This is a genomic window from Polaribacter sp. MED152 (assembly GCF_000152945.2).
GTDB lineage: Bacteria > Bacteroidota > Bacteroidia > Flavobacteriales > Flavobacteriaceae > Polaribacter.
This window is the reverse complement of record NC_020830.1, coordinates 2,409,286-2,421,871: the sequence shown is the minus strand read 5'-3', so window position 1 is coordinate 2,421,871 and position 12,586 is coordinate 2,409,286. Positions and strand designations below refer to the sequence as shown.

The 12,586-nt window shown below is 31.5% G+C and carries 9 protein-coding genes; 2 read left to right on the top strand and 7 right to left on the bottom strand.

Features of this window, described 5'->3' with window-relative positions; translation table 11 throughout:
• Window positions 1-70: 70 nt before the first annotated feature.
• The 6 genes from atpD to MED152_RS10660 all read right to left on the bottom strand — a co-directional run bounded on the left by atpD (window position 71) and on the right by MED152_RS10660 (window position 9,180).
• The gene (gene atpD, locus MED152_RS10685; protein ID WP_015481896.1) at window positions 71-1,582 is read right to left on the bottom strand and encodes a F0F1 ATP synthase subunit beta; all 1,512 of its coding nucleotides are present in this window, start codon (window positions 1,580-1,582) and stop codon (window positions 71-73) included.
• Window positions 1,583-1,734: 152 nt separating this feature from the next.
• On the bottom strand, window positions 1,735-3,093 hold the full coding sequence (locus MED152_RS10680) for an OmpA family protein (RefSeq protein WP_015481895.1): 1,359 nt from the start codon (window positions 3,091-3,093) through the stop codon (window positions 1,735-1,737).
• A 115-nt stretch (window positions 3,094-3,208) separates the two neighbouring features.
• Window positions 3,209-4,402 carry a glycine C-acetyltransferase gene (gene kbl, locus MED152_RS10675; protein WP_015481894.1) on the bottom strand — a complete coding sequence of 398 codons (1,194 nt, stop codon included), beginning with the start codon at window positions 4,400-4,402 and terminating at the stop codon, window positions 3,209-3,211.
• Window positions 4,403-4,448: 46 nt separating this feature from the next.
• A complete protein-coding gene (locus MED152_RS10670) occupies window positions 4,449-7,574 on the bottom strand; it encodes an exodeoxyribonuclease V subunit beta (protein WP_015481893.1) in 3,126 nt (1,041 codons plus the stop codon).
• Between the two features lie 116 nt (window positions 7,575-7,690).
• Window positions 7,691-8,527 (bottom strand): ZIP family metal transporter, encoded by an 837-nt coding sequence (locus tag MED152_RS10665; RefSeq protein WP_015481892.1) that lies wholly within the window; start codon window positions 8,525-8,527, stop codon window positions 7,691-7,693.
• A complete protein-coding gene (locus MED152_RS10660; protein WP_015481891.1) occupies window positions 8,524-9,180 on the bottom strand; it encodes a metal-dependent transcriptional regulator in 657 nt (218 codons plus the stop codon). The genes MED152_RS10665 and MED152_RS10660 overlap by 4 nt, the downstream gene beginning before the upstream one ends.
• A gap of 96 nt (window positions 9,181-9,276) precedes the next feature.
• Between MED152_RS10660 and MED152_RS10655 the strand changes: the two genes are divergently transcribed.
• The gene (locus MED152_RS10655; RefSeq protein WP_015481890.1) at window positions 9,277-11,508 is read left to right on the top strand and encodes a TonB-dependent receptor; all 2,232 of its coding nucleotides are present in this window, start codon (window positions 9,277-9,279) and stop codon (window positions 11,506-11,508) included.
• A gap of 5 nt (window positions 11,509-11,513) precedes the next feature.
• Window positions 11,514-11,990, top strand: a complete 477-nt coding sequence (locus MED152_RS10650) for a thioredoxin fold domain-containing protein (protein ID WP_015481889.1) — start codon at window positions 11,514-11,516, stop codon at window positions 11,988-11,990.
• A 1-nt stretch (window position 11,991) separates the two neighbouring features.
• Here the strand turns inward: MED152_RS10650 and MED152_RS10645 are convergent, their stop codons facing one another.
• Entirely contained in the window at window positions 11,992-12,504 is a 513-nt protein-coding gene (locus MED152_RS10645; protein WP_015481888.1) for a hypothetical protein, read from the bottom strand.
• Window positions 12,505-12,586: the final 82 nt, after the last annotated feature.

Genomic DNA, 12,586 nt, shown 5'->3' with positions numbered 1-12,586 from the left:
TTTCAGGATTTATTTAATATAAATATATAATTTAATTACTACCAAAAATAAATTCGGCAATGGCTTTAGCTTACGCCTCTGCTAACATTTTTTCTCCAGCATCAATTGCATCTTGAATTGATCCTCTTAAGTTAAATGCTGCTTCTGGGTACTTGTCTAACTCACCATCCATAATCATATTAAATCCTTTAATAGTGTCTTTAATATCTACTAAAACTCCTGGTATACCAGTAAATTGTTCTGCAACATGGAAAGGTTGAGATAAGAAACGTTGTACACGTCTTGCTCTGTGAACTACTAATTTATCTTCTTCAGATAATTCCTCCATACCTAAAATGGCAATAATATCTTGTAATTCTTTATAACGTTGTAAAATTTCTTTTACTCTTTGTGCACAGTTATAGTGCTCATCACCTAAAATATCTGCAGTTAAAATTCTAGAAGTAGAATCTAAAGGATCTACTGCTGGATAAATACCTAACTCAGCAATTTTACGAGATAATACAGTTGTAGCATCTAAGTGAGCAAACGTTGTTGCTGGTGCTGGATCTGTTAAATCATCTGCAGGTACATATACTGCTTGTACAGAAGTAATAGAACCTTTTTTAGTAGATGTAATACGCTCTTGCATTGCACCCATTTCTGTTGCTAATGTTGGCTGGTAACCTACTGCCGATGGCATACGTCCTAAAAGTGCTGACACCTCAGAACCTGCTTGTGTAAATCTAAATATATTGTCTACAAAGAAAAGTACATCTTTACCTTGTGCTTCACCTGCACCATCTCTAAAATATTCAGCGATAGTTAAACCAGATAATGCAACTCTTGCACGTGCTCCTGGTGGCTCGTTCATTTGACCAAATACGAAAGTAGCTTTAGAATCTCTCATTCCTGCTTTGTCTACTTTAGAAAGGTCCCAACCACCTTCTTCCATAGAATGCATAAAGTCATCTCCGTATTTAATAATACCAGACTCTAACATTTCACGAAGTAAGTCATTTCCTTCACGAGTTCTTTCACCAACACCTGCAAACACAGATAAACCACCATGTCCTTTTGCAATGTTGTTAATTAATTCTTGAATTAATACAGTTTTACCTACACCTGCACCACCAAATAAACCAATTTTACCACCTTTTGCATAAGGCTCAATTAAATCGATTACTTTAATACCCGTAAATAAAACTTCTGTAGATACAGATAAGTCTTCGAACTTAGGTGCTGATCTATGTATAGATAAACCATCTTTGCCTACTTTACTTAAATTACCTAGACCATCAATAGCATCTCCAGTAACATTAAATAAACGACCATAAATATCATTTCCAATAGGCATTTGGATTGGGTTTCCAGTAGCTACAACTTCTGCACCTCTCTGCAAACCATCTGTAGCATCCATAGAAATAGTTCTAACTGTATCTTCACCTATATGTTGTTGAACTTCTAATACTAAAATAGAACCATCAGCTTTTGTAATTTCTAATGAATCGTAAATTTTAGGAAGTTCGTTATTTTCAGTATTGAATTCAACATCAATAACTGGCCCAATAATTTGAGAAACTTTACCTGTAGTTGTAGACATTTTTATATCTAATTAAGTTATTATTTTTTAAATAGGATTCTTGACCCTTTTTCAAGGTGCAAAGGTAATTTTTTGATTACAATTAAAAAAACTTTTTTCACTAAAAAAGCCTCATCAAAATGATGAGGCTTTTAAATATTGTTAAGTAGAAATTACTCGTTAGTAACTTTAATTTCAACTCTTCTGTTGTTAGCTCTACCAGCTCTAGTTTTGTTAGTGTCGATTGGGAAACCTTCACCATAACCAATAGCTTCTAATCTTGTAGTCTCTACTCCGTTTTTCACTAAGTAGTCTCTTACAGCGATAGCTCTTTTTTCAGATAATCTTAAGTTTAAAGAAGATGATCCACTACTATCTGTATGACCTCCAATTGAGAAAGTTGCTTTTGGATATTTAGCCATTACATCTACAATAGCATCTAATTGCTTAGTTACTCCTGCTTTAAATGTAGCTCTACCAGAGTTAAATAAGATAGACTTAGCTGTAAAGTTAATTACTTCTGTAGCTTCTTTTGTAATAACTTCTTCAGGACATCCATTGTTAGATGCAGGACCTACTTCGTTAATACATTTGTCATCTTTATCTAAAACTCCATCACCATCAGTATCTGGCCAAGGACAACCTGCGTTTGCAGCTGGACCAGCAACAGTAGGACATTTATCATCTTTATCAACTACGCCATCACCATCAGTATCAGGACAACCTTTGTTAGCTTTAGTTCCTTTAACATCAGGACACATATCATCTTTATCAGCTACACCATCACCATCAGCATCAGGACAACCGTTCATAGAAGCTAAACCAGGTGTGTTAGGACAAGCATCATCAGAATCTTTGATTCCATCACCATCAGCATCAGGACAACCATTAAATTCAGCTAAACCAGCAACTTCTGGACAAGCATCATTTTTGTCATATACTCCATCTCCATCAGTATCTTTACCTCCAAATTTAACAACAACACCTAAAGTACTTTGGTAGTGTGCACGAACTTCATCAGCAAATCCTTTTTTAGTTCCAGTTTGGAAGTTTAAACCTAAGTTATCGTTAAACCAAGTGTTGAAACCAAAACCAGCGTTGATCATACCTTCTCCATTACCATCAACAGAAACGTATCCTCCACCTAAATATACATAAGGATCAAACCATCCAGTTTCTCCAAATAACATGTTTAAGTCATATTTTACGATAGCATCAATAGAGTAGTATAAGAAATCTACATCATCTTCAGATTGTAAAAAGTCAATTTGATTTAATGACCCAGCTAACTGTAAAGTAAAACCTTTGTCTAAATACTTTTCTCCAGAAATTCTTGAGATAGAAGGTAAAAAGTTCCAGTCACTATTTCCTAAAGCATCTTTAATTTGGTCAGAAAAATCATCTCCATTATAGAAATCTATAATATTAACACCAAACCCTACAACCCAAGGATTGTTTTCATCTTGTGCGTTAACGTTGCTAACCGCTACTAACGCAAATAAAGCTATCACAGCTATTTTTAATCGTTTCATTATCAAATTTTTAAATTAAAAGTTCATTATTATAATACACAAAAGTAAGTTGTTCAAACTTATTTACAAAGATAATTCAATAAAATATTAAAAAAAATATGTGTTTTTATTGATTTTAAATAACACCTAACTCTTTACCAACCTTGGTAAATGCTGCTATTGCTTTGTCTAAATGTTCTTTATTATGAGCTGCAGAAAGCTGCACTCTTATTCTTGCTTTGCCTTTTGGAACCACTGGAAAAAAGAAACCTATAACATAAATACCTTCTTCCAACAGTTTATTCGCCATTGTTTGCGATAGCTTTGCATCGTATAACATTACTGGTACTATAGCTGCATCTGCCCCTACTAAATCAAAGCCAGCTTTTTCCATTTCTGTTCTAAAGTAATTGGTGTTCCATTCTAATTGATCTCTTAAAGTAGTGTCTTCTGCAATTAAATCAAAAACCTTTAAGGCACCACCTACTATAGAGGGTGCTAAAGAGTTTGAAAATAAATAAGGTCTTGAACGTTGACGTAAAATATCTATAATTTCTTTTTTACCTGTAGTATAACCACCCATTGCTCCTCCTAACGCTTTTCCTAAAGTTCCAGTAACAATATCTACTCTATCCATTACGTTTTTAAGCTCTACTGTACCTCTACCAGTTTTACCAATAAAACCTGTTGCATGACATTCATCAACCATAACCAATGCATCGTATTTATCTGCCAAGTCACAAATTTCATCTAGCTTGGCTACAATACCATCCATAGAGAAAACACCATCTGTAACAATTATTTTAAAACGATGATTGTGTTTGTTTGCTTCAATCAACTGCTCTTCTAAAGCAGCCATGTCATTATTCTGATACCTGTAACGTGCAGCTTTACACAAACGTACACCATCAATTATAGAAGCGTGATTTAAACTATCTGATATGATAGCATCGTCTTTAGTTAGTAATGGTTCAAATACACCACCATTTGCATCGAAACATGCTGCATATAAAATGGTGTCTTCAGTTTTATAAAATTCAGCAATTTTATCTTCTAATTGCTTATGAATATCTTGTGTACCACAGATAAAACGTACTGAGCTCATTCCAAATCCATGAGTATCCATTACATCTTTGGCTGCCTGAATAACTTCTGGATGATTTGACAACCCTAAGTAATTGTTTGCACAAAAATTTAACACCTCATCTCCTGTAGATAATTTAATTACAGCATCTTGAGAAGATGTTATAATTCGCTCAGATTTATATAATCCTTCGTCTTTTATCTCCTGAATTTCTTTTTTTAAAGTATCCTTAATTTTACCGTACATTTTTTATGAATTTAGAAATACAAATTTACAAAGTTATTTTAATAGATTACACCTTTACTACTTCTATATTCTCATTAATATAAACGAGTAATTTATAATGCACAGAAAAATTCATAGACTGTAAAACTTGCGCGTATTTCAGCAATTGTTGCTTGTGATTGTTAGAAGCAACTCCTGTTTTATAATCGATAATAGTTACTTTATCATCCTTAAAAATCAATCTATCTGGAATTACAATTTGATTGTCTACGTCTACAATTTCTCTTTCATTATATATAATGACATCTTTTGCATAAAAAGATCTCAATTCTGGATGCGCTACAATCTCAATAATTTTTTGAAACATGTATTTTTTTTGCTCATCATCTATAAAACCCTGTTGATGATACTGATTCAAAATTGGAGCAACATCACTTTTTGTAAAGATTTTAGACAATATTTCATGAAATAAGTTTCCATAATCTATGGCTTCACCTTGAGCTGTATTCCATAACTTAGAGGCACTTGCTAACAAAACTACATTATGCTCTTGCCAAGAAGTAGAAATAAATTTTTGATGCGTTTCTGCAACACTCTCAGATTCTATCAACTGACTAACTCTATTTTTATCGCCAAAAGAATAATGCAAACAATCGTCTTTCCAAAGATTTTGTTGTATTAAATAATTAATAAAAACACCCGAATAATAATTAGTGTTCTCAACACCTTTTGCAGAGATTCTTTTTTCTGTAATTACATACAATTGTTCTACAGCTCTGGTTAACGCAACATATAAAAGGTTAAAATTATCTAACTCTAACTCCTCTCTTCTTTGCTCATAGATTTGTAAACCTCTAGCATTTACTTGCCCTAGTTCTTTATTAAAAGGCAGCAATAACTCTTTAAACTCGCCAAAACTTTCTGGCAAATCATTCAACCATGCCTTTGGTTTAATTTCTCTGTAAATCTCAACATCACAAGGAAAAATAACGACAGGAAACTCTAAACCTTTCGATTTATGAATAGTCATTACTTGCACAGCATTTGCACTTTCTGGAGCTACAATACTAAGTTTGTCTTTCTTGTTTTCCCAGAAATCTAAAAACGCATTGATATCTGTAGATTTTCTTTGTTGCTCTAAAACAATGTCTAAAAAGAACTGAACATAAGCATCTGAAGTCTCTAATAATTGAAACCCCCTAACTATTTCTTCTATTTTTTCATAAAATGGAAATTGATTAAACCTACCAATATCAAATACAACATTGTATTGCTCTAATTCCTTGAAAATCTCATGATTTTCTAAAGCCACATATTTTTTTAAAAATGATGTTTTATCAGCAGAAATATTTAAATGTTGATGTAAGAAATACAACATTTCAAAACGAGTTTCTTGATCACTAGGATTTTGAATTACCTTTAAAACATCAACAATAAAATTGACTTTTGTACTCGTATTTAGCAACAACGTTTCTGAAGATACAATAGGCACCTCATTTTCTGACAAATAATTTGCAACTGCAATTCCGTCTTTTTTTGTTCTTGTTAAAACACAGATTTCACCCAATGCAAACTCATTTTTGAGTGCTAGAATATGTGCTAAAACTTTCTTCGGATATTTTATCTCCTCATCCTCTTTTTCTTCTTCCTTCTCTAAAAAATCTAAAGAAACATAACCACCCTTTTTCTTATTTTCTAACTGAGTATTTCCTTCAAGAAAAAGACTTTTGTAAGATTCATTTTGTAAAAAATTTGCTGTATGCTGAAAGAACGAATTGTTAAAATTAATAACCTCAGAAAAACTTCTATAATTGGTTTCTAAATGTTTTACTTCTTTAGAAATTGAAAACGGATTTTCTTCTGAAGCTCCCAAACTAATAAACTGTTCAGCCTTACCTCCTCTCCATCTATAAATAGCCTGTTTACCATCGCCAACCAAAAGTAAATTACTATTTTCTTGCGCTAATGCATTATCTATTAACGGAATTAGATTTTGCCATTGCAAAACAGAAGTGTCTTGCATTTCATCTATAAAATAATGTTGAAAACGTTGCCCAATTCTTTCATAAATAAAAGGGGCAGGTTGCTCTTTGATATTGTCTGAAATTAATTGATTAAATTCTGAATTTAATCGAATATTACTTTCATCTTTTATGCTCTCTAATTCTTGATTGATATTATTTAAAACCGCTAAAGGAATTAGGTTTTTTAAGGCCAATTTATTTAACAAAAACTGACTGTAAATTTCTTTTGCTTGCTCATAAAAAGCTATAATTTGTGGAACAATACTTTCTATATCTTGAGCAATAGCATCTGTGGTAGATTTTGAATAATATTGATGATTATCTATAGCTTTTGCAATGGTTTCTGACCTAGTTAGAAAACTAAAATTAACCGATTTTTCTTTAATATCTGCAAAGAATTTTGGTATGGTTCCTCGCATAAAATCTTTCTGCTCTAATCCTTTTGCATGAATTAATTCTAAGCAAGCTTCACCAATTTTTGTAAATGATGTTTTAAGCTCTTGTTGATGTGCATATAATTTAGATTTTAAATCTGTAAAATCTTCTAATTTTCTTTTAGACAATTCTCTGAAGTGATGAATATCATCTTCATTCAAAAGTACTTTGGCAAACTCATTTAAGTCTCGAGAAATATCCCAAGATTTATCATCATCTATTTTATCTAACGAATAATCAATAAGTAATTTTGTTAATTTTTTATCTGTACCAATTTTAGAAATTAATACATCTACAGCTTCATTAAGTAAAGAAACTGCATCCATTTCTACCTCAAAATTTAAAGACAGACCTAAATCATAAGCAAAACTCTTTATGATTTTATGAGTAAAACTATCAATAGTTGTTATAGAAAATGCAGAGTAATTCTGCAGAATAACATCGATAATTTTCTTGCTTCTTACTTGAATAGTTTCTTTATCTACAGCAATTTCATTACTTATTATTGTAAATAAATCATTCTCTTCTCCTTCAGCGAAACTTTCCAAATTGGAAAGTACACGCTCTTTCATTTCACCTGCAGCTTTATTGGTAAAAGTAATGGCTAATATTTTTTGAAAAGTAAAAATATCATCTGCACTCAGTAAAACTTTTAGGTATTCTTTTACAAGCGTAAAAGTTTTTCCACTTCCAGCAGAGGCATTATAAACTTCGAAAATTTCAGGTTTTTGCACAACTAATTTTTTATGCAAATTAATCTATTTGCAATCAAAAGCAAAACATCCTTAAAAAGAAAAGCAGAATTTCTTTTTAAAAATTCTGCTTTTAAATTTTATCTAAAACGATCATTTTAACCTAAACCTACATCTAAAGACATCATAACAATAAAGCCAGCTATAAAACCTAGTGTTGCAATATCTGTATACTTATCTCTTTGTGTTTCTGGTATTACCTCTTCCACTACAACAAAAATCATTGCACCAGCTGCAAAAGCTAAAGCATAAGGTAAAATTGGGGTAAAGAAAGAAACAGCTAAAGCCCCTAAAACTGCTGCAAAAGGTTCTACAATTGCAGAGAGCTGTCCGTACCAAAAACTTTTAAACCTGCTTACACCTTGCCTTCTCAATGGCATTGCTACTGCAAATCCTTCAGGAAAGTTTTGTATACCAATACCTATTGCCAACGAAATTGCTGCAATTATCATTTCTGTTTGCTCAACACCCACTAAGGTTGAAGCTGCACCAAATAAAACACCAACAGCTAAACCTTCTGGAATATTATGTAATGTAATTGCCAAAACCAATAAAGTAGTTTTATGCCATTCTGTTTTTACACCTTCAGCTTCATTTTCTTTAAAATTGATGTGTAAATGAGGTAAAATTTTATCCATACCAAATAAAGCCAAAGCCCCTAATGCAAAACCAATAGCTGAAGGAAAAACTTTCATAAAACCTTCTCCAGGACTATTTTCTATAGCTGGTGCCAACAAACTCCAAAAACTTGCTGCAACCATAACACCACCAGTAAAACCTAACATTCCATCCAAAACTGCTCTATTCATTTTCTTAAAGAAGAAAACCAAAGCAGCCCCTAAGGCTGTTAAACCCCAAGTAAAAAGTGAAGCATATAAAGCAGCTTGTATTGGATGTTCTTTGCCAAAAGCTACTAATTGTTCAAATGTATTCATGATTTTTTAATGTATAAATTGTTTGCAATTTTATTTGAAATTGATAATTTTTTATCACCTATTAAAATGGATAAAGAATCATCAAAATCTTCTTTTTCTGTAACCTTAATTTTCTTGCCTAATGTTATTCCTTTTTTATCTAAAAACTGTAAAAAGTCTGAAGAAGAGTCATTAACACCAACACAAACGCCTGTTTCATTTACATTTAAAGTAGAAAGTAAACTTTTATCTATAGAATTAATTACACCATCTTCATCTGGAATAGGATCTCCATGAGGATCGTGAGTTGGAAAACCCAATAATGCATCTAATTGATTAATTAACTTTTGCGATTTAATATGCTCTAACTGTTCTGCCACATCATGTACTTCATCCCATGAAAAATTTAGTTTTTCAACCAAAAAAACTTCCCAAAGTCGATGTTTTCGAACAATATTTGCGGCTGTTTTTTTGCCTAATTTCGTTAATGTGACGCCTTTGTATTTCTTATAAAGCACAACCTCTTTATCTGATAATTTTTTAATCATATCAGAAACAGATGATGCTTTTGTTGCCAAACTTTTAGCAATTGCATTGGTACTTATACCTACTTTAGAATCTGATTCTAAATGATAAATGGCTTTTAAATAATTTTCTTCTGCTTGTGAAAACATATAACTTTTATATGAGGCAAATATAAACTTTTTAATTATATAAATAATTTTTTAGACAAGTCTAAACTTTATTTTATATTTGCATAAATTTTAAGTTTGAAAAATCATATAATTTTAGTGTTTATACTTATTTCTACTCTTGGAATTGGTCAAAATATAAGGGGTAAAATCACTTCTAAAAATGGTGATGCCATTCCTTTTGCTAATATTTATATCAAAAACACCAAACTTGGAACCACCTCTACAGAAGATGGTAGCTATCAATTAAATTATAGTTTAAATGGTAGTTATACATTAGTGGTAAGTAGCATTGGTTTTAAGACAAAAACATTTCCTTTGGTTTTAAATGGTAATAATCTTACAAGAAATGTTGTTCTAGAAGACGATAATACTTTAGATGAAATAGTAGTTTCTGGCACTTTGAGGCCTGTATCTAAAACTGCAAGTCCTGTTCCTGTAGAAGTATATAGCAAAACGTTTTTTAAGAAAAATCCTACACCTTCTGTATTTGAATCTTTGCAAAATGTAAACGGAATTAGACCTCAACTAAATTGTAATGTTTGTAATACAGGAGACATTCACATTAATGGTTTAGAAGGTCCTTACACTTTTGTTTTAATAGATGGTATGCCAATTGTTAGTGGCTTATCTACAGTATATGGTTTAACTGGAATTCCACAGGCTTTAATTGAAAGGGTTGAAGTTGTAAAAGGGCCAGCCTCTACTTTATATGGTTCTGAAGCTGTTGGTGGTATTATTAACATCATCACCAAAAAGCCAACAAATGCACCAAAATTATCTACAGATGTTTTTGCCAGTTCTTGGGGAGAAGTAAATACAGATATTGGTTTGCGCTATCAAATCTCTGAAAAAGCAGAAGGTCTGTTAGGTGTAAATTATTTTAATTTTCAAAATAGGGTAGATAACAACAATGATAATTTTACAGACCTTACTTTACAAAATAGAATATCAATCTTTAATAAAATTAATTTTAAGCGCAAAAGCAACAAAGTTTTTACCATTGCTGGTAGATATGTTTATGAAGATAGATGGGGAGGAGAATTGGATTGGGAGCGAAAATTTAGAGGTAGTAACATCGTTTATGGTGAAAGCATTTATACCAATAGATGGGAAACTTTTGGAACATACCAATTACCAACAACAGAAAATATAAACTTTCAATTTAGTGCAAATGGGCATTATCAAGATTCATTTTATGGCACAGATGCTTATGATGCTACTCAACTTATTGGTTTTGCCCAACTGGTTTATGATACCAAAATAAACGCTACCCAAGATTTATTAGTAGGTTTGGCTTATAGATATACTTATTATGATGATAATACGTTTGCAACTTTAGATGAAACTGGCACTTTTAATCAGCCCTCAAAAATTCACTTACCAGGAATTTTTATACAAGATGAAATTAGTATTTCCGATAGAAAAAAATTACTCTTAGGTGTTAGATGGGATTACAATAGTGTTCATGGAAATATTGTATCTCCAAGAATAAATTACAAGTGGAGTTCTAGAGATAAATCGAATATTTTTAGAATTAGTGCTGGTAATGGCTTTAGAGTTGCTAATGTTTTTACAGAAGATCATGCAGCATTAACAGGTGCAAGAAAAGTTGAATTTGATGGTAATTTAGACCCAGAAACTTCTTGGAATGCCAACATCAATTTTGTTAAAAAAATCAATACTGCAAATTCTTTCATCACTTTAGATGCTAGTGCATTTTACACCTATTTTAACAACAGAATATTGCCTGATTATGAAACAGATCCTAATAAAATTATTTATGCAAATTTAGAAGGTTTCTCTGTGTCTAAAGGAGTTTCTCTAAATGCAGATATTTTATTCACCAATGGTTTAGCCATTAATGCAGGAGCTACTTTAATGGATGTTTCAGTAACAGAAAACAACATAAAGAGAAGACAATTATTAACCGAAAGTTTTAGTGGAGTTTGGTCTGTTTCTTACAGGTTTGCTAAAGATTTTACAATTGATTATACTGGAAACTTATATGGACCAATGCGTTTGCCTTTATTAGGCCCTAAAGATGATAGAGCAGAATTTTCACCTTGGTTTAGTATTCAGAATATTCAATTAACTAAAAAATTTACCAACTCTTGGGAAATTTATGGAGGAGTAAAAAATCTATTAAATTTTACACCTGCAGCCAACAGTATATCTAGACCTTTTGATCCTTTTGATGAACAAGTAGACCCCAATGACCCTGATGCTTTAACTTTTGACCCTAGTTATGTGTACGCATCAAATCAAGGTATACGAGCTTTTTTAGGAGTTAGATTTACATTATTTTAAAAATTATGAAGCATTGGTTATTTATAGGCGCTTTTATGGTTAGCATAAGTAACTATGCTCAAAAAACTAAGGTTGATTTAAATTCTTACAACTTTCAAGAAATTGAACAATTGCAAAAAAAAGCACCAAAACCAGTTGTGATTTTTTTATATACAGATTGGTGTAAAATTTGTTTTGGAATGAAAAAAAACACATTTCAAAATCCGGAGGTAATTCAGAAATTAAACGAAGACTACCATCTTATTCTATTTAATGGCGAAGAAAAAGAAAACATTACATTTTTAGGTAAAACCTTCTCATACCAACCTTCAGGAAATTCTGGCATGCATGAATTGGCAAAACAACTTACCATTTCAGAAAAAAGAACTAGTTATCCAACAACCATTATTTTAAATACAAATTACGAAATTGATTTACTTATAGTTGGTTACCTAAATGCTAAAAAATTAACTTCAATTTTAAACAAATATCTGAAGCACTAATTTAGTTATTCATATGCCATAATCTAGGATTCAAATTCCTAGGTTTAAAACTATATACCAAGCCAATTGTTGGGTAAAAATGTGAATACTGACTCTCAAATCGATCTTCAGAGTATTTATAGATTACTTGAACATTAATTCCGTAATTTTCCTTAATCCAGAATGTATTTCCAGCACCTAAATTTAAAGTTGGCGTAGTTTTAACGGCACTAATAAAACTACCTCCAATTAAAACATAAGGCACTACATTATCTATAGATGTTCCAAAATCATAACGCAAAATTCCATCAAAAGTGGTGTATTTCTGTGTATCGAAAATGGCTGTGGAAAAGCCTACATCAGCTGTAAAATTCTTAAACAAGTATTTAGAAATATTAATTCTCGGTGATTGGTTTACAAAAGAACCACCCAAAACTTTACCTTGATTGTCTGTGTACTTTGCAGAGGCTAAACTTAGCCCAATCGTCCATTCACTTTTTTTATTCTGTCCAATAATAGGATTGATAAATAGCATAATTAAGAAAAACAAAAAACAAGTAGAAATTTTTGACAACATATTGATTGATTATAGATTTTTAACTGCTTCATCACAAATA

Bases quoted from the DNA above. Each gene is read 5' to 3' on its own strand.
- atpD (WP_015481896.1), bottom strand. From the start codon at position 1,582: ATGTCTACAACTACAGGTAAAGTTTCTCAAATTATTGGGCCAGTTATT.
- MED152_RS10680 (WP_015481895.1), bottom strand. From the start codon at position 3,093: ATGAAACGATTAAAAATAGCTGTGATAGCTTTATTTGCGTTAGTAGCG.
- kbl (WP_015481894.1), bottom strand. From the start codon at position 4,402: ATGTACGGTAAAATTAAGGATACTTTAAAAAAAGAAATTCAGGAGATA.
- MED152_RS10665 (WP_015481892.1), bottom strand. From the start codon at position 8,527: ATGAATACATTTGAACAATTAGTAGCTTTTGGCAAAGAACATCCAATA.
- MED152_RS10660 (WP_015481891.1), bottom strand. From the start codon at position 9,180: ATGTTTTCACAAGCAGAAGAAAATTATTTAAAAGCCATTTATCATTTA.
- MED152_RS10650 (WP_015481889.1), top strand. From the start codon at position 11,514: ATGAAGCATTGGTTATTTATAGGCGCTTTTATGGTTAGCATAAGTAAC.
- MED152_RS10645 (WP_015481888.1), bottom strand. From the start codon at position 12,504: ATGCTATTTATCAATCCTATTATTGGACAGAATAAAAAAAGTGAATGG.